22 protein-coding genes and 2 pseudogenes are annotated in these 19659 nt (G+C 69.5%); 13 read left to right on the forward strand and 11 right to left on the reverse strand.

The genetic code is table 11. The annotated features are described in order from the left end of the window. Positions 1–33 precede the first annotated feature (33 nt). A pseudogene (locus tag AB0K36_RS07455) lies at positions 34–225 on the forward strand (IS5/IS1182 family transposase); the annotation flags it as partial. A gap of 9 nt (positions 226–234) precedes the next feature. On the opposite strand, the gene AB0K36_RS07460 reads toward AB0K36_RS07455, so the two are convergent. Further along, positions 235–609: a hypothetical protein gene (locus AB0K36_RS07460; RefSeq protein WP_364589780.1), complete on the reverse strand. Its 375-nt coding sequence runs from the start codon at positions 607–609 to the stop codon at positions 235–237. A gap of 271 nt (positions 610–880) precedes the next feature. On the opposite strand from AB0K36_RS07460, the gene AB0K36_RS07465 reads away from it, so the two are divergent. From AB0K36_RS07465 to AB0K36_RS07485, 5 genes and pseudogenes are all read left to right on the forward strand, one after another. Further along, positions 881–1477 carry a gamma carbonic anhydrase family protein gene (locus AB0K36_RS07465; RefSeq protein WP_364589597.1) on the forward strand — a complete coding sequence of 199 codons (597 nt, stop codon included), beginning with the start codon at positions 881–883 and terminating at the stop codon, positions 1475–1477. 208 nt (positions 1478–1685) lie between these two features. After that, the gene (locus tag AB0K36_RS07470; RefSeq protein WP_364589600.1) at positions 1686–2357 is read left to right on the forward strand and encodes a hypothetical protein; all 672 of its coding nucleotides are present in this window, start codon (positions 1686–1688) and stop codon (positions 2355–2357) included. Positions 2358–2749: 392 nt separating this feature from the next. After that, positions 2750–3538: a hypothetical protein gene (locus AB0K36_RS07475; protein WP_364589601.1), complete on the forward strand. Its 789-nt coding sequence runs from the start codon at positions 2750–2752 to the stop codon at positions 3536–3538. 145 nt (positions 3539–3683) lie between these two features. After that, a pseudogene (locus AB0K36_RS07480) lies at positions 3684–3860 on the forward strand (universal stress protein); the annotation flags it as partial. A gap of 304 nt (positions 3861–4164) precedes the next feature. After that, the gene (locus AB0K36_RS07485) at positions 4165–5256 is read left to right on the forward strand and encodes an amidinotransferase (RefSeq protein ID WP_364589604.1); all 1092 of its coding nucleotides are present in this window, start codon (positions 4165–4167) and stop codon (positions 5254–5256) included. 112 nt (positions 5257–5368) lie between these two features. Here the strand turns inward: AB0K36_RS07485 and AB0K36_RS07490 are convergent, their stop codons facing one another. After that, entirely contained in the window at positions 5369–5668 is a 300-nt protein-coding gene (locus AB0K36_RS07490) for an Hsp20/alpha crystallin family protein (protein WP_435877811.1), read from the reverse strand. A 360-nt stretch (positions 5669–6028) separates the two neighbouring features. Further along, positions 6029–6832 (reverse strand): alpha/beta fold hydrolase, encoded by an 804-nt coding sequence (locus AB0K36_RS07495; RefSeq protein WP_364589610.1) that lies wholly within the window; start codon positions 6830–6832, stop codon positions 6029–6031. 144 nt (positions 6833–6976) lie between these two features. Between AB0K36_RS07495 and AB0K36_RS07500 the strand changes: the two genes are divergently transcribed. Together AB0K36_RS07500 and AB0K36_RS07505 are read left to right on the forward strand one after the other, a co-directional pair. After that, positions 6977–7435, forward strand: coding sequence for a hypothetical protein (locus AB0K36_RS07500; protein ID WP_364589613.1), 459 nt, complete (start codon positions 6977–6979; stop codon positions 7433–7435). A 604-nt stretch (positions 7436–8039) separates the two neighbouring features. After that, positions 8040–8426 carry a hypothetical protein gene (locus AB0K36_RS07505; protein WP_364589616.1) on the forward strand — a complete coding sequence of 129 codons (387 nt, stop codon included), beginning with the start codon at positions 8040–8042 and terminating at the stop codon, positions 8424–8426. 231 nt (positions 8427–8657) lie between these two features. Here the strand turns inward: AB0K36_RS07505 and AB0K36_RS07510 are convergent, their stop codons facing one another. From AB0K36_RS07510 to AB0K36_RS07535, 6 genes are all read right to left on the reverse strand, one after another. Next, positions 8658–8966: a hypothetical protein gene (locus tag AB0K36_RS07510; protein ID WP_364589619.1), complete on the reverse strand. Its 309-nt coding sequence runs from the start codon at positions 8964–8966 to the stop codon at positions 8658–8660. Positions 8967–9096: 130 nt separating this feature from the next. Next, positions 9097–9363, reverse strand: a complete 267-nt coding sequence (locus tag AB0K36_RS07515) for a hypothetical protein (protein ID WP_364589622.1) — start codon at positions 9361–9363, stop codon at positions 9097–9099. A gap of 526 nt (positions 9364–9889) precedes the next feature. Next, a complete protein-coding gene (locus tag AB0K36_RS07520; RefSeq protein WP_364589625.1) occupies positions 9890–10555 on the reverse strand; it encodes an MSMEG_1061 family FMN-dependent PPOX-type flavoprotein in 666 nt (221 codons plus the stop codon). A 431-nt stretch (positions 10556–10986) separates the two neighbouring features. Beyond that, complete coding sequence (locus AB0K36_RS07525) at positions 10987–11466, reverse strand: hypothetical protein (RefSeq protein WP_364589628.1); 480 nt, start codon at positions 11464–11466, stop codon at positions 10987–10989. A gap of 803 nt (positions 11467–12269) precedes the next feature. Continuing rightward, positions 12270–12704 (reverse strand): hypothetical protein, encoded by a 435-nt coding sequence (locus tag AB0K36_RS07530; RefSeq protein ID WP_364589631.1) that lies wholly within the window; start codon positions 12702–12704, stop codon positions 12270–12272. Between the two features lie 133 nt (positions 12705–12837). Then, positions 12838–13242 carry a type II toxin-antitoxin system PemK/MazF family toxin gene (locus AB0K36_RS07535; RefSeq protein WP_364589634.1) on the reverse strand — a complete coding sequence of 135 codons (405 nt, stop codon included), beginning with the start codon at positions 13240–13242 and terminating at the stop codon, positions 12838–12840. Positions 13243–13394: 152 nt separating this feature from the next. Here AB0K36_RS07535 and AB0K36_RS07540 point away from each other — a divergent pair, with 152 nt between their 5' ends. Together AB0K36_RS07540 and AB0K36_RS07545 are read left to right on the forward strand one after the other, a co-directional pair. After that, the gene (locus AB0K36_RS07540) at positions 13395–14663 is read left to right on the forward strand and encodes a mycothiol transferase (RefSeq protein WP_364589637.1); all 1269 of its coding nucleotides are present in this window, start codon (positions 13395–13397) and stop codon (positions 14661–14663) included. Next, on the forward strand, positions 14608–14967 hold the full coding sequence (locus tag AB0K36_RS07545) for an isochorismatase family protein (protein ID WP_364589640.1): 360 nt from the start codon (positions 14608–14610) through the stop codon (positions 14965–14967). Before AB0K36_RS07540 ends, AB0K36_RS07545 begins: the two co-directional genes overlap by 56 nt. A gap of 30 nt (positions 14968–14997) precedes the next feature. Here AB0K36_RS07545 and AB0K36_RS07550 read toward each other — a convergent pair whose 3' ends face one another. Continuing rightward, positions 14998–15888 carry a helix-turn-helix transcriptional regulator gene (locus AB0K36_RS07550; protein WP_364589643.1) on the reverse strand — a complete coding sequence of 297 codons (891 nt, stop codon included), beginning with the start codon at positions 15886–15888 and terminating at the stop codon, positions 14998–15000. A gap of 231 nt (positions 15889–16119) precedes the next feature. Between AB0K36_RS07550 and AB0K36_RS07555 the strand changes: the two genes are divergently transcribed. Continuing rightward, positions 16120–16650, forward strand: coding sequence for a cyclophilin-like fold protein (locus tag AB0K36_RS07555; RefSeq protein ID WP_364589645.1), 531 nt, complete (start codon positions 16120–16122; stop codon positions 16648–16650). Between the two features lie 29 nt (positions 16651–16679). Continuing rightward, on the forward strand, positions 16680–17951 hold the full coding sequence (locus AB0K36_RS07560) for an MFS transporter (RefSeq protein WP_364589648.1): 1272 nt from the start codon (positions 16680–16682) through the stop codon (positions 17949–17951). A gap of 149 nt (positions 17952–18100) precedes the next feature. Here the strand turns inward: AB0K36_RS07560 and AB0K36_RS07565 are convergent, their stop codons facing one another. Then, complete coding sequence (locus AB0K36_RS07565) at positions 18101–18496, reverse strand: RidA family protein (protein ID WP_364589783.1); 396 nt, start codon at positions 18494–18496, stop codon at positions 18101–18103. Between the two features lie 136 nt (positions 18497–18632). Here AB0K36_RS07565 and AB0K36_RS07570 point away from each other — a divergent pair, with 136 nt between their 5' ends. After that, a complete protein-coding gene (locus AB0K36_RS07570) occupies positions 18633–19607 on the forward strand; it encodes a helix-turn-helix transcriptional regulator (protein WP_364589651.1) in 975 nt (324 codons plus the stop codon). Positions 19608–19659 lie beyond the last annotated feature (52 nt).

Consider the following 19659-nt stretch of genomic DNA (forward strand, 5'->3'; position numbering starts at 1 on the left):
TTAGGAGTTCTAAGAGGTTGTCTCACGTGGCATCTGCGGAGAGGCCGCGCCGGCGGTCGCCCACCGGCTTTCGACGCCGAGGCGTACAAGCAGCGCAACGCGGTCGAGCGATGCATCAACCGGCTCAAGCAGTGGCGCGGCCTGGCCATGCGAGGGGACAAGCTCGCCATCGCCTTCAAGGCTGCACTCCACCTCGTCGCCAACCTCATCTGGGCCCGGCGGTAGGCCGACGCTTCAGCGGTCGACCACCCAGCGCGCGTCCTCAGGCCAGGAACCCGTGCTGACGATGTGCTCCACGAGCCTGAACGCCTCACCGATCGGCACGGTGTCTTCGTCCAGGTACTCGTCATGCTGCCCGTTGGAGAGAACGAACCCCTCGCTCGAACCGCCCGCTCCTGGATCAACGGCATGCTGCTCGCCGTCTTCCCCATCGAACAGCACCACCATCGCGCGCTCGGTGTTCGTCACGAAGGCCAGCGATCGACCGGACGAACTGGTCAGCCACGTCTCAAGCTGCCTTTCGTCGACCCTCGTCCGAAACGTCTCCCGCACCACATCGGACGACACCGGGGCAGTGCTGTCGTCATCGATGATCCAGGACTCGATCATGGCCACGACGATCTCACGGACGGATCTAAGCGACAGGCCTAGACCTCGACCCAGGCTTGCAAAGCGTCGCGCCGTGCCGAATGTGGGGGCCGTCGCTCACCTCGGCCTCCTCCATCACCCAGACCGGGATCCCTGGATCCTCCCGCCCTCGCCGGCGATCACCTCCGCGCCCGCGCGGCCGCGCAATGAGCCCCGGAGCCCCACCCCCGGCCGGGTGACCGTGCACCGTGTCAGAAGCGTCGACCCGCCTTCCCGGGCCTAAGCTCCGGGCATGTTGTTGGAGCATCGCGGAAAGAGTCCTGTGGTTCCCGAGTCCGCGTACGTCGCCCCCTCGGCAGTGCTCTGCGGTGCGGTCGTCCTGGGCGAGCACACACGCGTCCTGCACGGTGCGGTGCTCACCGCCGAGGACGGTGAGGTACGCACGGGAGCGAACGTGGTCGTCATGGAGAACGCCCTCGTCCGCGGCCGCGAAAACCATCCGGCGGTTCTGGGCGACGCGGTACTGATCGGACCCCACGCACACATCAACGGGGCGACCGTCGAGGACGAGGTCTTCGTGGCGACCGGCGTGTCGATGTTCCCCGGCGCTGTGGCCGGGGCCCGCTCCGAGCTGCGGATCAACAGCGTGCTGCACGTCAACTCGAGACTGCACCCCGGCACCGTCGTGCCGATCGGATGGATCGCGGTCGGGGATCCGGCCGAGTCGTTCTCACCCGACCGGCACGCCGAGATCTGGGAGATCCAGCGCGACCTCGACTTCGAGGGCACCGTCTACGGCGTCCCGAGCGACACTCCGATGCGCACCATCATGGCCCGCCAGGCGGCCTACTACTCGGCTCACACGAACGACGGGCACCTCGACAACTGACCTGGTCTGAAACTCCCCTTGGCGACCGCCGGCGCAGCCGACGGACAACCAACGTCAAGATGCCCGATGTCGCCACCCCCGTTCCCCGAAGCCGGGGTGCGACGCTATTGGTGCGCGGGACGACAAGGGGCCCGCGGACTCCCTTACGGACGCCGAGTGGGCAGCGCGCGTCTGCGTCCTGTCCGGTACCGCTTCTACAGTGCTCCCTATGCCGACATCCGTCCACGCCCTCGCCCACAGGCCGTTGACCGCAGCGGTGGTCGCCGAACTGGTCGCTCTGCCAACGGTGCCGACACCCACCGACGACGAATCACTCGACGCCGAGATGCTGCAGCGAGGGTGGAGCTGGGAGCACGAGCTGGTCTGCGACTCGATCCGCACCGGTCACGCACATGTCCTGTGCACCGACACGTACGTCCCGTTCGGCCATCCCGAGGCCCGGCACTTCCTCGTCTTCGGTGAGCTCTACCCGGTGGACGCCGAAGACGAGAACATGACCAACGGTCCATGGCTGTACCGCCTCATGGACCGCTGGGAGCAGTTGCCCGGCTGGAACGGCCGCCGACCTTGCACGACCGAGGAATGCGAGGCCGTCCTGGCTCAGGCGACGCAGGCGGTGACCGAACACGTCGGCACAGCGCCTGAGCGGACGAGCCTGTCAGCCGCGGCCGTGCTGCAGTCCGCGCCCGCACTCGCACACCGCGTCTGGCGTACACCCACCCACGCTCTCGTTCTGGGGCCGGCGTCCGACAATGGGCCCTACGGCTACCTCACCCACCTCCAGCTGTCCTACACCCCGCTGTCCTGCGCGACCGAGCTGCCCCCCGAAGGGGACGACGACGGCTTGGCCAAATGGATCAGCGCGCACGTCGACTGGTAGGAGCCGGAGTGGAGAGAGGCAGCGTCTGACCTCCGGCCAGGACAACTCCGGCCGCCTGTGCCGTATGCCAGGCTCGCTCGGCATGAGGCGTTCAGGGCGTTCGCTTCGCATCACCGTGCTGTCCGCCCCCAACTGGCCCGCGATGCCGCCATGCCGTCATCGCGGGCCGGTTGGGGGCGTCGCCCGGCAACGGGGCAAGGTCTGTTCGCAACCCCCACTTCACAGCAGGGGTGCCCGTCCAATGCTCGTGGAGGTTGCAGCGAAATCGGTCTCCACGGTGCCCACAAGAGTGGACTTCGTGCGGGAGGGCAACTGCCACCTCGCACCGGTGAGTAGCATCCGGCAGCAACACACCATGTAAGCAACACACCGTGTACGAGGAGCGTGCAGTCGTGGCCGACCAGCCCGAGAAGACCCCCATCCAGAACGTGTACGCACAGCGCTACGCGGAGGACCTCGCGGCCAACCGCAAGGAGCAGGCCGATCTCCAGGAGCGCCTCGAGCAACTCCGTGTGGAGGAAGCGTGGTTGGTCGAGGCGCAGGCCACCACCCTGCCCACAACGGTCATCGCGAACTCGGAAGCCGAAGCCGTCGCCGGGGCGGACGAGACGTCACCGGCGGCCACGGGCGAACAGAGGGAGCGCGAGCCGGGCGCCCCCGCATCGGCCGAGGCCGAGGCCGTTGCCGATGCTGCCCGGACCGTTCCGAAGCCGCGACAAGGCAAGCAGGTGAGGGCGGCGCAGTCCAAGCCGGCCGCGAAGAAGGCACCTGCCGCCAAGGGCAAGAGCACCGCCAAGAAGGCGACGGCGAAGAAGACGGCCACAGCGAAGACTCCGGTGAAGAAGACCGCCGCCACAAGGGCTCCGGCCGAGAAGGCGCCGGCCAAGGAGAAGGCGGTGCCGCCGTTGCACGAGCTCGTCCTGGGCATCCTCCTCACGTCCCCCGGCGAGCCGCGTGTTGCGCGGGAGGTCACCGACCAGCTCGCGCAGGACCATCCCGAGCGGGCGACGTCCGTCCAGACGGTGCGCAACACCCTGGAGGCCCTCGTCAAGAAGAAGTCCGTCGAGAAGTCGAACCAGCAGGGGTCGGCGATGTACACGGCGTTCGCCCCTCCCGCTGTGGGCGACGTGGTCGAGGAGGCTGCCGAGAAGGCGGCTGAGAAGGTTCCGGCTGAGGTCTAGCGTTCGCTGCGGCCCGCCCGGACGACGTGGCCCTCGTCGGCTTCGACGACTCGGCGGTGGCCCGGCGCCCGGGCGCCTGCGGCTGCCTGGCCGGCCGAGCCCCGGCCCGGTACCGGGCAGCAGCACGCGCCAAGGCAATCAGCCAGGGCAAGCACCACACCAAGCCCTCCTCCGCCTCGCAAGACGACGAGCCGACGTCCTCTTCGCGATGCTCCGCGACGGCACCTTCTTCGCGCTGTCCCTCGGCCGCGTCGGGCACACCGCGCTCCAGCATGCCGACTGTCCCGTCGCGGTGGTGCCGCAACGCGAAGCCGCATCCTGAAGCAGCCCAAGTCCACCGGGCACGCGCCAGGGAAAGGCCCACGGGGAGCCGCGCCGGGCCATTGGTGTGATCACGGCGTGGCGGCGTTGTCGTGGGTCCTGCGCGTTGTGCAGTGTGTGGAAGCTCTTGGTGAGCGACGCCGTACCCTCCGCCGCGCCAGCAGGGCTGATGCCTGTTCGAGCCGGAGAGCAAGGGAGGAGAACCGTTTCAGTCGCGGTTACCACGGCAACGGAACACTCATCGGTGGCCCTACGCCGGGCAACGAACCAACAAGGCGCGCATGGTGACACCGGAGGTGGTTTCGATGAGCACGCCGACACGTGCGCCGGTCAATTCGCACACCGAGTGGGACCCTCTGGAAGAGATCATCGTCGGGCGTCTCGAGGGCGCGACGTTCCCCTCCCACCATGCGGTCGTGGCCTGCAACATCCCGCCCTGGGCGGCGAGGCTGCAGGGGCTTGCCGCCGGCTTCAGGTACCCGCGCGTGCTGGTCGAGCGGGCACAGCAGGAACTCGATCAGTTCGTCGCTCTCCTGCAGTCCCTCGGCATCACGGTCAGGCGGCCGGAAGCGGTCGATCACAAGAAGCGGTTCGGCACGCCCGACTGGTCGTCGCGCGGTTTCTGCAACACATGTCCGCGGGACAGCATGCTCGTGATCGGCGACGAGATCATCGAAACCCCGATGGCGTGGCCGTGCCGGTATTTCGAGACACACTCCTACCGTCCGCTCCTCAAGGACTACTTCCGGCGCGGCGCACGCTGGACGGCAGCACCGAAGCCGCAGCTCACCGACGAACTGTTCGAGGCGGATTTCCGTCCCCCTGCGGCCGGCGAGCCCATGCGCTACATCCTCACCGAGTTCGAGCCGGTGTTCGACGCTGCGGATTTCGTGCGCGCCGGACGCGACTTGTTCGTGACAAGGAGCAACGTCACCAACGGGATGGGCATCGCGTGGCTGCGCCGGCATCTCGGTCCCGGTTACCGAATCCACGAGATCGAGAGCCGCTGCCGCACGCCCATGCACATCGACACGACGTTCGTCCTGCTCGCGCCCGGCAAGGTGCTGCTCAATCCCGAGTACATCGACGTCGACCGTCTGCCGCAGGTTCTGCGCACGTGGGACGTTCTCCTTGCCCCGGAGCCCGACCCGATCTCCGAGCGCCTGCTGAAGATCACCTCGATGTGCGGCAAGTGGCTCAACATGAACGTTCTCATGATCGATGAGAAGCGGGTGATCGCGGAGCGGCACCACACCCGCATGCTGCGGGCGCTCGAGAGCTGGGGGTTCGAGCCGATCCCGTGCGATCTGATGCACTACGCCCCGTTCGGCGGCTCGTTCCACTGCGCGACACTCGACATCCGGCGTCGCGGCGGACTTGAGTCGTACTTCGATTGATCGACAAGACCGTGGTCCGCCGGTCGCGCGTTTCCCGGCGGCGTAAGGCAGCCACGCCGTCGCCGTGCACGCCGACGGCGGAGAAGCGGGTCGAATCGCCGGCCGGACCCGTTCAGCGGGCGGTGATCTCGATGCGTCGCGGCTTCTCGTGCCCCGTCCTGGGTACGCGGACGGTCAGAACGCCGTGGGTCAGGTCGGCGCTGATGCGCTCGGGGTCAGCGTCGGCCGGCAGGTTCATCCGGTAGTCGAACTGTCCGAACCTACGGGTCTGACGGTGAAGGACGCCGGTGCGTTCCTTCTCCTTCACCTCTCCGTGGATGGCCAGTTCCGAGCCCAGAACTTCAAGCCAGCCGCAGCAGATCTTGCTCCTTGTCCATTGTCCATGCCGCTGCCCGACCTGACAGCTGCGCAGGGCTCCGAGGGGCTCCGTGGTCGGGAAACGCCGTGCGCCATATGGCCTTCGCGACGGGGGCTACGTACGCGCGGACCAGGGTTCGGCGCCATCAGGCGTGGCCTGTCGCAGCTCGTGGCGGTCGGTGAAGCGGTGGCGACAGCGGCGGGCACGCACCAGCCGCTGGGCGCCTCAGGGGGATGCGCCTGCGGGTGGGCGGCGACCAGGCGGCGGGGCGGGTTCCTGGTCGTCGGGTCAGGACGAGCATGTCCGGAGCATGGAGCACGACACATGGGCACGAACTCGTGCCCGGCGCGCTGTCGGGCGATCCGATGCGCGCCTTCGCCTGGTGCTGGGACCGGTGCAAGTCCTGGCGCACCCCTATGCGGACAGACCGGCGAGAAATTCGGAGACCAGGCGGTACACGATGTCGGGTTGCTCCAGGTGCAGGTCATGGCGGGTCTCGCGAACGCTGACGGAGACCGAGGGGATGCGGCGGCGCATCAGCGCATCGACCCGTGCAGGCGGGATGAAGCTCGCCTGGGCCAGGATGAGCAGGGTAGGGCAGGCGACGCGCTCCCACTCATGTGCGAAGGAGTGCCGGGCAGCATCCGCCACGGACCGGACCATCACGTCCCGGTCGAAGCGGGGCCACCATTGCCCGTCGCGTTCCTCCAGCCCGTCCGCCCAGCCCTTGCCGATCGCTCCGCCGCCGAAAAACCGGATCGCAGCATCGCGTGAGGGAAAGGCGGTCGGCCACGAGTCGAACCACCGGCGGATATGAGTCGGCCATTCCGGGTCGGGACCGCTCACGTCGGCTTCGATGGACACCAGCCCGCGGACCAGCTCAGGATGCCTCGCGGCGGCCAGGATGGCCGCGTGTCCGCCCATCGACTGTCCGAGAAGGACAACCCGCTCCAGGCCCAACTGGTCCGTCACGGCGACGATGTCTTCGACGAAGGCATCTCTGGAGACGTCTGAAGGGAAGCGGTCGCTGGCGCCGTGGCCGCGTTGGTCGACTGCGACCACCCGGTATGCCGAACTCAGAGGCCTTGCCAGTGCGTCCCACTCGCCCGCATGGCCGGCCAGCCCGTGCAGCAGCACCAGCGCCGGCCCGTCTCCGCCCCAGTCCCGACAGACGAGCCGCACACCCTCCCGCTCGACCACACGCTCGATCCACGTCACCGCGGCACCCTAACGCGCAATGATCTTCCTACGAAACGGTCCGACCTCGACGCCGCAGTCCCCCCCATCGGTGACGACAAGCCCACCCATGGGACACCTCTGTGTGCTTCAGACTGGCTTCGTCACTGAACGAAGGGAGCCGACGTGCCCAACAGACCACGGCCGGAGGAAGCCCTCGACCTCCTGCGTGCCGAGCTGGCGACCGGGCAGTCGGAGATGACCGAGTGGACCACTCGGGGTGCATGGCTCGCCTTCATGCGTTTCGGGCGGAGACGCTTTGACACCGCGCCCACGCCCGACTCCGACGGCTTGCTCTTTCAATACGGCACGTACGCCTTCAGCGGGCGACCGCTGTTCACTGTGGACCTCACGCGGCAGTTCGACATCACCGACGACGGCGAGCATGACCACTACATGCAAGTTCACTGCGAACTCCGCTACGAGCCCGAACCAGACCTGGATGCCCTGGGAAGCTTCGACTCCTGGTTCTTCCACGACGCCGGTGCGGACCTCGACGACTGGTTCGCCGCCGTGGAGGGGCGTCTCGCGCTGCTGCTTGGTCGCAGGCCCTCCGAGATCGGCCTGTACGAGGAGCCGGTATAGCCGTTCGAGTGGTGAGAGGTTGCAGGGCTTCGCCACGCGAGCAGGACACGCTTGCGCGGGAGGTCGAAGCCGCCGTCCCCGCCGACGAAGTCGACGGGGACCACGAATGGAGCGAGTGGAGGAGATCTCCGCATTGGCGCCGGGGCGGTGAACCTGTCCCGGATGGCGGTGAACCGGTTGTCCGGCCGTCCGCCGGCCCCGGCGGAGGTCCGCGTCGAGCGGCTACGGTTGTCCCACCGCCTCCGGCCACCGGCGCACCGCGGGAGGCCGGATCGGCGGGCGCTGACACCGGAAGGGGGCGGACGGGGTGGCTGGACGGGCGCGCTACGGGGCCGGGGTCGTGGCCTTGGCAGGGGTCGCGGTCCTGATCGGGCTGCTGGGACGGCCCTCGGGCGGCGACGGCGATACCGGCGGATCCGCCGCGACCCCGGCCTTCTCCGTCGCCCCCGGGTCCTCCGGGCGGCCGGTCACCCCGACGGCCCCGGTGTCGGAAAGCCCAGCAGAGACGCGCCTCGACCTTTTCTCGTTCAGTGGCCTGTGCCAGGAGGAAGGGGGCCGTCCGGTCCCCCGGGCGGCACGCTTGTCGGCGTCGGGACCGCGCCCTGTGGTCGTCCATGTCAACGGTCTGCTGCACCAGTTCGAGGGGGGCGGCGGCTATGACCGCGCCGATCCGTTCACGCCGCTGCCCGAGCGGGTGCAGCTCGTAGCCTGCGCCCGGTACGAGGGGCTGGGCAAGCTCCTCAAGAAGTGCCGGTACGAGTCGCCTGTCGAAGCGGGCCGGGAGATCTCCCATTACGAGGGCCGGTACGAGGTACGGGTCCTGGAGGCCCGTACCGGCCGCCTGCTCGACACCCATCGCATGGCCGGCCGCACCTCCGCCACCTGCACACCGTTCGTCGAACGCGGCGCGGACACGGAGGAGTTCGAGCCTCCCGGCGATGCCGCGTTCCGAGAGCTACTCGGCCCGTACGCGCGCGGCGAGAAGCCCTGAGCGGAGCGCCGCCTCGGGCCTGTCGCGGACGACAGCGTGCGGCGTGAACCGGACGACGGGCCCCAGTTGAGGGTGCCCCAAGCCGCTGCCGTGGGGGCGCGACCAAGTCGGGATGGCGGGCTTCTCGAGGACCAAGCGGTGACTTCGGGCGCGGTGGGACCCGATGGGCAGGCGGCGGCCCCGGCAGCGTGTCGCCCAGGCGCAGCACTCAAGGCGTTCCCACCCCGACGGCTAGCGTTGTCGGTTTCCTCGTCGCGTGGTGATCCCGTTGGTGACGAAGACGGCGATACCGAGGATGCCGAGGCCCACCCCCGCGTAGCCGACGAGTTCTCCACGGGCCTCGTTCTTCTCCTCCTCGTCGTAGCTGAGGGATTCGCCGCCCACCCTCACGCACCACTGACCGGGTCTCATCGGGCTGCCGTCGCACTCGACGGCCTTGCCGTTCATGAGGGCCTCGGCGTTGATGAAGAACGTGGTCATGCCGACGATGAACAGGGCCCAGCCGAGGACCCTGAGCCATGGCCGCCCTGAGCTGCGCATTCAGAAGGTCCTTCCCGTCGCGACGTCAGAAGGGGATGCCCGGTGCCCACCGCGCCTGAGCCGCCTCGGCACCGTCTCCGCGTGAAGGGCATCGTTGTACGGAATCCTGCCCCAGGGGCAGAGCCGTGCGTCACCCGACGGGTTCGATCCGGAGGACTGCGGCGGTGTCGAGGATCTCTGCGACCTCCAGGCTCATGGCGTCGTTGATGGTCGCGGCGGGTCCCTTGCCGCAGCTGAGCCGGACGCCGCCGCTGCCGTCCGAGGACACGCTGCCGCCGCCGGAGCAGCCCGAAACGCTGTAGCCCGATCCCGTCAGCGGCGCGACCATCTCGACCTCACCATCGGTGATCGCCGTCACCTCGATCGGCCCGAGGCCGTACTTTTCCGGCACTGTCACGACGTCGCCTACGGCGACCTCGATCTCACACGTCCCGTCGGCGCACGGCCCGGTGGGCGAGGGCGACGGCGTGGCCGTCGCTGTGGGAGTCGGCCCGGGGTCCGACGCCGGTGCCCCGGAGCCTGACCTGGTGGGCCGCTCTTCGGTGGGGGACCCATCCGAAGAATCCGAGGAACACGACGTGAGAGCGGCGAACACGACAGCGACAACAACGGTGACGACGGCGGTGGATGAGGTTTTTCGCGTCATGGCCGCCATTGAACCGCGCCACGACCGGGTCCGGGCAGACACGGAGGGCCGGTACGCCGGTGAAGGGGCCGTGCAACAGGGCGGATTGGAGCCGGAGCCTGCTCTGCTTCGAGAACATGCCTGCCCCGCGGCGCGGCCCGGACGTGGTGCTGGGCGACCGAGGCTACGACGACGACAAGTACCGCCGGCTTGTCCGGGGGACCATTCCTCGCCCTCGGATGCGCGCTCATCTGCCGGCGGCGCCTGACCTCATCGCGACAGGAGTGCTCATCCGAACTCACTCGTAACGCAGGCGCAGTGACTCCCGTTCGGCCTCCTCGACCTGATCGACGGTCAGGCCGGGCAGGTTCAGCTGAGCCAGCGTCACCTCGGCGCTGGTCGGCTGGGCATCAGCAGGCACCCACCGCTCCGGTTGCCAGGCATTGGCGCGCATCAGCGACTTCGGACAGTGTGGATAAGCCTGCTCGACCTGCACCACGATCGCCGTGACCGGCGGTTTGCCAACGGGCGTGAGTTGGGCGAGCAGCTCCGGACGCGCCGAGATGCAGGCGCGGCCATTGACGCGCAGCGTGGTCGGGCGGCCGGGAACGAGGAAGAGCAGTCCGACGCGTCCGGTCTGCAACACGTTGTGCATGGTGTCGAGCCGCTTGTTACCGGTCGCGTCGGGGATGACCAAGGTCTGCTCGTCGAGCACCGAGACGAACCCGGCGGGGCCGCCACGCGGCGTCACGTCCGCCCGGCCCTCGACATCCGCGCTGCCGATGAACACCAGCGAGGAACAGCCGATCAGAGCCCGGCTCTCCTCGGTCAGGCGGCCGGTCTCCTTGCGGAGCGAGTTCGGGTTCGGCTGCGGGTAGAGCTCGCGCAGCTGGTCCGGGCTGGTGAGGGCGTCAGCCTGGAGGGATTCGAAGAGCGAGCCGGCGAACCTGGTGTCGATCATCATACGAACGACCCTAGAAGACGACCGAGGCATTGCGCGGATCAGCGGGTGATCTCACCTGCGTTGACCAGCCGCTGGCCCTCGGCGCAATCAGAGGAACGCGGCCGTGCACTGCCAGCCCGTACCGAGGCGGATCTCGTCGGCGAAGGACGCCGGTGCGTTCTTTCCCCTTCACCTTCTCCGTGGACGGCCGGTTCCGAGTCCAGAACCTCCGGCACGCGCGCCGCGCCGTGCGGCGGAGTGGTGCGGCTGTGGGACCGGGCTGAGAGCCGTGCGGCCACTTCCCGACCCGGTTTGCCGTGGTTGCGGGGTGTGGTTCCGGGCCGGCGCTCGCCTCGCCGGTCCGGAACCACACGTCAAAGGGCAGGCGGTACACGACCCGGGTCGGCCGCTCCCGGTTCAGGCACGGCACCGCCGGTGTACGTCACCCGCATTCACTGGGCGCGGTGGCGGCGGGTGATCAGGAAGGCTCCGGTGCAGGCGGCCAGTGCCGCCATGGCACCGCCCGCGGCGGTCACCGCCGTGCTCGAGATCTGGCTGCCACCGAGACCGCCCCGTGCCGGGGTGCCGGCCAGCACGGTGAACGAGGCGTTCGCCGTCCGGCTGCCGCACCGCACCGTCACCGTGTGGGCGCCGGGCGTGGCGGTGTCGGCCACCCGTGCGGTGGCCGTCGTAGTCGTTCCGGCGGGCAACTGCACGGCGGGGAATGCCGCGGAGGTGACCGTGCCGCCGCTGGTGCAGCCCGAGGCGGTGACCTTCACCGTCGCGCCCTGATGGACCTGCGACGGGCTCACGCTCACGTTCGAGGGCCCCGCTCCCGCGGGCGTGCCACCCGCCCACGCTGCGGACGAGGAACACACCAGCACAACGGCGGCTCCGGCCAGGACGACCCGGGCCCGTGACAATCTGCGCATGACACTCCTCCCATGGAAGACCCGCACCCGGCATGGCTCCGGTGGTGTTCGCGCCTCCCGTACACCACCCTCGGCACAAACCCGGACAATGGCACGCCCACCCCTCCCCCATCTGGCTCGGAAACGGGGTGAACGTACAGGTCACCAGCACAATGGGCGCCGGCGGGCAGGGGGACCGGATTGGTACAAACAGCCCATCCCGGCTGCCCGGCGGGGATGCGAGTGGCCTGCCGCCGCGCCGGGTTCCTCGTCGAGACTCGTGGACGCGTGAAGTGCACCCCTGTCACACGCAGAGACGCGGTCTTGTGCGGGGGCTCGGGCATACGCCCCGGCCAGACCCCCGCCCTTGTCGACCGACATCCCGGGCCAGATTTCAGGCGCCGCCTTCGGGCCACGGACGCCCGCACCCGCACCCGCACCCGCACCGGAGAAACCACGGCGCGCGCCGGCAGCGTATGAGCACGAAAGAGAGCCCCGGACGGCTACGAGATCGTCCCGGAGTGCGCCCGGGACCGCCTCGGCGACCCGCAACCCGGCCCCCGCTGCGACCGGTTCCTCGCGTCCAGCGCCCACGGCCGCGCTGGAATGGAAGTAGAAGGACGCCATCCGCTCCTTCGAACGCACCTTCGGCGGCAGGCCGCCGAGGAACGAGTCCCGCAACGCGCCCGTCCAAATCGCACGATGACGGGATGGGCCCGTGGGTTCCCCCCAGGCCCTTCCAAGTGCCGTCTCAGCGACTCCGATGCCGTCACACCAGGCCACGCAAGACCCTCACATGGACCCCGCTGGCACTGGAGCGTGAATCACGCGGCAGTCAGGCGGAGGTCTCCGGACCAGCTCTCGCACTGGACGCCGCCGGAATCGAAGACGATCTCAAGCGCGATCCGTCCACTTGCAGGATCCCACTCTTCCCGCACTGCGAGGACCGTCGTGCCGAGGTGCTCCATGAACGGTGTCTCGCTGTTGGCAGGGGCGACCTCGACTCGGCCGCACTCAGCCATGTCATATCCCTCAAAGGGGGCCGACACCTCGACGATCAGGCACCAGTCCGAGCCAGTCGTGACGCGGGTGGAGTCTCCCGCGTCGTCGATCAGCCACACATCCATCGGCCCGGACGGGTCCTCGGCGCCGTACAAGTGCCAGGACACAAGCACCTGTTCAAGACGCCGCCCGACCAGATACTCAGGGCGCACACGGGCCCCGTGCAGCGGGCACTCGTCCAGCTCTTTCGACTCCACCTCGCGACCGTATCGGCAAGGAGCGCCTCAGCTCACCACTCTGGGTTTCGGTGCGCTCGCGGACAGGCGCATCGCGTATCTGGGGTGCGGCCCGAACTTTCGACGAAATCGAGGTGGGCGGCAGAGGCGTCCGCTACTCGAGTCCTCCGAGACGGCGGGCATCTTTGATCTCGTGGAGCCTGGCAAGCGTCATCGGGGTCCACTCCCTCTTCTGTCCAGCGGCATGGAGGGCTTCTCCAACCTCGTTGAGCTTCGCGGAGGACAACACGCCCGCCCGCTCGATCAGGTCGTCCCGGGCCACGGTGGTCAGCCATGTGCAAGGAGTGAAGCCCGGACGCGGGAAAGCGAACCGCAGCACGCCTTCGAAGGGCAGTCCTTCCAGGGCGCCTATCGCCACTTCAACGCCCAGGCCGCTGATGTCGACGCCCGCTGGTGCAACGACCTGCATGGCCTGGAGCCCGGATGACTCGTCGCCCGACAGCAGCACGACCGGACGTCGCTCGTCGAAGTCGACCCACCAGACTTCGCCGCGTTGCATGTGTCCTCCTGGCACGAGTCGGCGGGCGGACGCTGCGTGCCCGAGCGGGACACGGGATGCGGCCCCGTCTTCACACGTCGTGACCGCGGGGGCCGTGAAAACGGGTGCGGTCACCGGTGATCACCGGTGTGTGAAAACTTGAAGATCATGCGATGGCCGCGGGTCACAGCGTAGACCCTGTCCGCCGGCAGGAGGCGTGCGAGGTCCTGATGGGCCGGATAGCGGGCCGGTTCGCGCGGGTTGAACCCCGGCGTCGGGTAAGGGACTTGGTACCGGGGCTGCTGTCGGACCTGCCGCGCAAGAACTGTTGGGGCGTCACCGAGTGGCCCGGGGAGGCCGGTCCGGACGACATGCAGCACCTGCTCGGCCGGGCCAGGTGGGATGCCGACGCCGTGCGCGACGCCGTGCATGAGTACGTAGACGACGTGCGTGAGTACGTACTGGAGCACTTGCGCGACGAGGATGCGGTGCTGGTAGTCGACGAGACCGGGGACGTGAAAGAAGGCACGCACACCGTCGGTGTCCAGCGCCAGTACACCGGCACCGCGGGGAGAATCGGAACGCGCAGGTCGCCGTCTACCTCGTCTATGCATGCCAACGCGGATGCCCTGGCCGCGAAGGTGCCCAGGCGGGCCTCGCAGAAGCTGGCGGCCGGGGCCGGCACCAAAGGGCACCGCTTCTACGACTCGGCCGTCATCGACCTGGCCGAACCCCGCCCCGGCAGCCACCAGCTGCTGATCCGCCGCAACCGCACCACCCGCGAACTCGCCTACTACCGCTGCTTCTCGCCGACCCCGGTGCCACCGGCCACACTGGTGCGGGTCACCGGGTCGAGATGGCAGCTGGAGGAGTCCTGGGTACGTTCACGTCAGACGGGCTCTCGAACGAGGGCCCGGCAGCCTATCGTTGGCGACATGGTCTCCCTTCCGTCGACGGAACCCACGGTGTTCCACGCAGCGCTCCGCGAGCAGTTCGAGACGTTCCTCGATGAGCATCGATCCGCGCTCCATGACAGCTTGAACGGGCTGACCGACGAACAGGCCCGCCTGTCGCTGGTCACGTCCAAGACCACACTTCTGGGGCTGGTCAAGCACGCCACGTTCGTCGAGAAGGTCTGGTTCGACGAGGCGGTCACATGCCGTTCCCGCGCCGAGATCGGCATTCCCGAAACGCCCGACGAGTCGTTCGATCTCGACGACAACGACACGATCGCGTCCGTCCAACGAGCCCATCAGCGGGCGTGCGCGGCGTCCCGCCGGGCCACCGCGGAGCTGACACTCGACGACCTCGTACTGGGCAATCGCCGAGGCCCGCTGCCCCTGCGCTGGGTCTACCTCCACGTGCTGCGTGAACTGGCCCAGCACTGTGGCCACGCGGACATCCTGCGCGAGCAGGTCCTCGGCGGGAAACGCGACGGCTGAGGCGGCCGTCGCACAGCTGATCACCGCCGGTCTGTGGACCGAGGTGTGTCTCGCCTTCACGGCGCTCGACGCCGTCCAGGACGGCTTCGAGGTCCACCCGGTGTCGGATGCGGTCGGCGGCATCAGCCCGGACAGCCACGAGCGGGCCATGCAGCGGATGATCCAGGCGGGAGCGCACCCGGTCACCGCCCCGGCCGTGGTCGCCGAGCTGCAGCGGGACTGGGCGCGTGGTCACGGCGACAAACTGCGCGACATCATGCGCTGGTACTTCCCGGTGCTGAACAAGGTCCGCGCGGCCGGCTGAAGGACCACGTTCCGGTGGCGGTCACCGAGGTCAGTTGGTCGTGGTCGGCTCGCTGTGAGTACCGGCTTCCTGTGTGGCGATCCAGGAGGCGAGCAGGCGCAGGCCCTCTTCGGAGGGGGAACCGGGTTCGGCCGTGTAGATGGTGAGGGTGAGGCCCGGTTCGGCGGCCATCTCCAGGCCCTCGAAGGCGAGGGTGAGCTCTCCGACGGCCGAGTGGTGGAACCGTTTGGTGCCGGTGCCGTGGTGGCGGACATCGTGGGCGCCCCAGCGGGTGCGGAATTCCTCGCTGCGGGTGGACAACTCGCCGACGAGGTCGTGCAGGTCCTTGTCGTACGGGTTACGGCCGGCTTCGGTGCGCAGGATGGCCACGGCGACGTCGGCGAAGAGGTCCCAGTCGGGGTAGAAGCGCCGGGAGGCGGGGTCGAGGAAGTTGAAACGGGCGAGGTTCGCCTGGTTCCCGGGCGCGGCGTAGACGTCGGCGTAGAACGCGCGGGCCAGCTGGTTGGCGGCAAGCAGGTCCATGCGCCCGTTGCGGACGAAGGCGGGCCCGGCGGTGATCGCGTCCAGGGTCCATTGCAGGCTGCGGTGCGGCGTCCACTTCCGCGTCGTACGGCGGCGGGGGCGGGTCAGGGCGTCGGAGCCGTCGGCGGCCTGGGCCAGACGAAGCAGGTGGGCGCGTTCGGCGTCGTCCATCTGGAGGGCACGGGCGATGGCTTCAAGGACGGCCGGGGAGACGCCGGCGAGGTTGCCGCGCTCGAGTTTCGCGTAGTACTCGACGCTGACGTCGGCCAGGGCCGCGACCTCGCTCCTGCGCAGCCCCGGCACGCGGCGGCGGGTGCCGGCGGGAAGTCCGGCCTGTTCAGGGGCGATCTTCGCGCGCCGCGAGGTGAGGAACTCGCGGACCTCTTCACGGTTGTCCACACCTCGACGGTACGGCCTGCGCGCCGCAGGTGGGGTTCACTGCCGGTACACCCCTCGTTGGTGCCTCGCTACGCGCGCGGAACGGCGGTTACCTGGTGGCGTGGCGCTTCCGGCCACGGCGTCACGGCGCCGCGGGCCGGATTTACACCCCTCATGTGACGCCCCGCACACCGAGACCACCGGTTCCGGCACTACGTCGGACCGATGCCCCACCGACCCCGGGATCACGCCATGCGATCGTCCGCCCGCAGTGTCCTCGCCCGCGCCGTCCCGGCCGCCGCCTTCCTGCTGGCCGTGACGGCCTGTGCCGACTCCTCGTCTGCCTCCCCGTCTCCGGCGTCCGCCGCCGGGCGGCAGCAGACGGCCACGGCCGAGGCACCCCCCACCCCGTCCGACAGGGACACCTCCATGAACATCCGGCTCACCATCGACGGCCACCGGGTCGACGCCACCTTGAACGACAGCCCCGCCGCGCGCGACCTCGCCGGCCTGCTCCCGCTCACCCTGGAACTGGAGGACTTCCACGGGACGGAGCGAGTCGGATACCCGCCCCGCAAGCTGGACACGTCCGGCGCACCGGCCCCGGCCGCACCGAAGGCCGGCGATCTGGCCTACTACGCGCCCTGGGGCAACCTGGCCCTCTTCTACCGCGACGGCCCCTCCGCCTCCGGCGACCTGCTCGTCCTCGGCCGCCTCGACGACAGCGGCGACATCGGCCGGCTCGCCACGGCCGACCGCGTCCGCATCGAAGCCGCCGCCTGACCACCACCCGTAAGGAGAGAAGCAGCCGTATGCCTTCCGCAGCAGGGACCGCCCCCGGCAAGCTGCCCTTCGTCGTCCGGGTGCTCGCCGCCGGTACGTTCCTGATGGGAACGAGCGAGTTCGTCATCGCCGGACTGCTCCCGGACATGGCCGGCGACCTCGGCGTCAGCGTCTCCGACGCCGGCCTGCTGATCAGCGCCTTCGCCATCGGCATGATCGTCGGCGGGCCGACCATGGCCCTGGCGACCCTGCGCCTGCCGCAGCGCCGGACCCTGGTGCTGGCCCTGGCCGTCTTCGCGATCGGGCACGTCGTCGCCGCGCTGAGCGGCTCCTTCACGGTGGTCCTCGTCGCCCGCGTCGTGACCGCCCTGGCCACCGGGGCGTTCTGGGCCGTCGGATTCGTCATCGCCACCGCCGCCGCGGGTCCGGGCAACGCCACCCGGGCCGTCGGCGTGATGATGGGCGGCCTGACCCTGGCCAACGTCGTCGGCGTGCCGATCGGCTCCCTCGCCGGGCAGTTCACCGGCTGGCGCGGCCCCTTCTGGGCCCTGGCCGTCCTCTCCGCCCTCGCCGCCGCGGTCATCGGCCGATTCCTCCCCACGGTCGAGCAACGCGCCGAAGGGTCGGTACGGGCCGAGTTCCGTGCGCTCCGCCAAGGCCGTCTTTGGCTGGCACTCGGCGCCGCGGTGCTGATCATGGGCGGTGTCCTGGCGACCTACACCTACATCACACCGCTGCTGACCGACCGCGCCCACATAGCCGAAGGCGCCGTGCCGCTGGTGCTGATCGCGTTCGGTGTCGGCGCCGTGGGCGGCAACTCCTTCGGAGGCCGGCTGGGCGACCGCCGCCCCATGGTCACGACGGTCACCGCCGCCGCGGCGACCGCGCTCGTCCTCCTGCTGCTGATCCCCCTGTCGGACGCCCCTGTGACGGCCGTCGCTCTGGTCTTCCTCATGGCCCTGACCGGATTCAGCATCAACCCGGTCGTCACCTCGCTCGCCGTCCGCTTCGCGGGTGATGCCCCCACGCTGACGTCGGCGCTGACCACGTCCGCCTACAACACCGGCATCGCCGGCGGCTCGGCCCTCGCCGGGCGGGCCCTGGACTCCTCCCTCGGCCTGACCGGCCCCGCTCTGGTCGGCGCCGTCCTCGCCGCCCTCACCCTGCTGCCGCTGATCGCGCTCGCCGTGAGCGGCACCGGTCGGACCACCCGGATCGTGGCCGAGCACCCTCAGGTCGCACCGCCCGTTCGCGGATGTCTCCCACCCGGATCGCTTGAGAGCGCTGAGCGCCTGAGGTGATGGCTCGTCGGCCGGGACGGCGCTGCCTGGCCGTTGCCGGCCCGCTGAGGAACAAGCGAAGAGGTTCGGCCGGTCCGTCGAAAGCGGCCACCCGGCCCGCTGTTCGTGCCGGTTCGACCGGCACGAACAGCGGAGGCGGCGAGGTCACATCACGCGACGGCGGTCCCCTCGAGCTCGACCATCAAAGTGGGGATCGCCAGCCGTGTCACCCCGAGCATCGTGGTGGTCGGGGCCACCCCGGCGGCGCCCAGCCGCGACGCCAGCACGCCGTAGTGCCGGAAAAGCAGATCGACGTCGGTGGCGTAGACGTTGAGCCGTACGAGGTTCGCGAAGGACATGCCGGCCTCGCTGAGTACGGCCTCCAGATTGTCGAGGCTCAGCGCCAACTGCCCTGCCATGTCACCCTCATGCTGGGGCTTGCCGTCGCCGCTCATCGCGGTCTGCCCGGCGCAGTACAGGGTCCGGGTGTGCCCGGAGACGATCTCACCCTGGTTGTAGCCCATCTCCACGGACCAGGTCCACGGGTTGACCGTCGTTCGCTCCACAGCCACATCAGCTCCATTCGGTTCAGCGACGATACGTACGTCCATCGGCTCGGTAACTGCCGCTCTTCGACGTCGTGTTGAGAGCCTGCCAACGCATCACGACATCCTGTGTCATGTATTCCGCTAGGGTTTTCGTATGCGCGCCGACCGGTTGGTCTCGCTGGTGCTGTTGCTGCGCCGGCACGGTCGGCTGTCCGCGGCCACGCTCGCCCGCGAGCTCGAGGTATCCACGCGTACCGTGCTGCGCGACATAGAGGCGCTGTCCGCAGCCGGCGTCCCGGTCTACGCCGAACGCGGCCGGCACGGCGGTTTCGAGTTGCTGCCCGGTTTCCAGACAGAGCTCACCGGACTGAACCACGACGAGGCGCTCGCCCTGCTGGTCGCCGGATCACGCCGCGGCGCCCAGGTGTTCGGCCTCGGATCGGCGCTCGCCTCAGCCATGCTCAAGGTGGTCGACGCGCTGCCCGAAGGCTATCGGGACACCGCGGCCGGCGCGGCGCAGCGCTTGCTCATCGACCCGGAGACCGACCTCCTCTCACGCCGCGTGGTCGCCGAGGAGGTGCCCGACACCATCGTGGCCGAGGTCCGGCGCGCGGTGTTGGCCGGACACAAGCTGCGCATCCGCTACGCGGCTGTGGACCGAACCCCGAAGTGGCGCACGGTGGACCCGATCGGCCTGGTCACCGTGCGCGACCAGGGCTACTTGCTGGCCACGCGGTCCGGCGCGGACCGCACGTACCGGCTGTCCCGGGTGTCGGCCGCCGAGGAACTCGACGAACCCGCGCAGCGACCCGACCGGGTCGATCTGGACCGGGCCTGGCAGGAACGCAGCACGACGTTCCGGACCGGCGGCGACCAAGTCGCCGTGCTGGTACGGGTAGACCCGGCGCGGCGGGAGGAGCTGGTCGGCACCGCGCTGGCCGTCCGCGCAGAAGAAGCCGACGCGGACGGCCGGCTGCGGCTGGAGTTGACGTTCCAGGATTCACGGCACGCCGAGTGGGCGCTGTGGCAGCTCGCCACGGACGCGGAAGCCCTGGCCCCGCAGTGGTTGCGCACCTCCTTGCGGAACCGCGCCGCCGCGATCGCCACCTGCTACGGAGCGCCGTCCTGAGAGTTTCGCCTGCTACGGAGCGGCCGTCCTGAGGGGTGTTGCCTTCTACGGG

The organism is Streptomyces kurssanovii (assembly GCF_040677245.1).
In the GTDB taxonomy this organism is placed as follows: Bacteria; Actinomycetota; Actinomycetes; order Streptomycetales; family Streptomycetaceae; genus Streptomyces; species Streptomyces kurssanovii.

Excerpts from the sequence above, each read along its gene's own strand:
- AB0K36_RS07460 (WP_364589780.1), bottom strand. The coding sequence starts at position 609 with ATGATCGAGTCCTGGATCATCGATGACGACAGCACTGCCCCGGTGTCG.
- AB0K36_RS07465 (WP_364589597.1), top strand. The coding sequence starts at position 881 with ATGTTGTTGGAGCATCGCGGAAAGAGTCCTGTGGTTCCCGAGTCCGCG.
- AB0K36_RS07470 (WP_364589600.1), top strand. The coding sequence starts at position 1,686 with ATGCCGACATCCGTCCACGCCCTCGCCCACAGGCCGTTGACCGCAGCG.
- AB0K36_RS07485 (WP_364589604.1), top strand. The coding sequence starts at position 4,165 with ATGAGCACGCCGACACGTGCGCCGGTCAATTCGCACACCGAGTGGGAC.
- AB0K36_RS07510 (WP_364589619.1), bottom strand. The coding sequence starts at position 8,966 with ATGCGCAGCTCAGGGCGGCCATGGCTCAGGGTCCTCGGCTGGGCCCTG.
- AB0K36_RS07520 (WP_364589625.1), bottom strand. The coding sequence starts at position 10,555 with ATGATGATCGACACCAGGTTCGCCGGCTCGCTCTTCGAATCCCTCCAG.
- AB0K36_RS07525 (WP_364589628.1), bottom strand. The coding sequence starts at position 11,466 with ATGCGCAGATTGTCACGGGCCCGGGTCGTCCTGGCCGGAGCCGCCGTT.
- AB0K36_RS07535 (WP_364589634.1), bottom strand. The coding sequence starts at position 13,242 with ATGCAACGCGGCGAAGTCTGGTGGGTCGACTTCGACGAGCGACGTCCG.
- AB0K36_RS07540 (WP_364589637.1), top strand. The coding sequence starts at position 13,395 with ATGGCCGCGGGTCACAGCGTAGACCCTGTCCGCCGGCAGGAGGCGTGC.
- AB0K36_RS07555 (WP_364589645.1), top strand. The coding sequence starts at position 16,120 with ATGCGATCGTCCGCCCGCAGTGTCCTCGCCCGCGCCGTCCCGGCCGCC.
- AB0K36_RS07560 (WP_364589648.1), top strand. The coding sequence starts at position 16,680 with ATGCCTTCCGCAGCAGGGACCGCCCCCGGCAAGCTGCCCTTCGTCGTC.
- AB0K36_RS07570 (WP_364589651.1), top strand. The coding sequence starts at position 18,633 with ATGCGCGCCGACCGGTTGGTCTCGCTGGTGCTGTTGCTGCGCCGGCAC.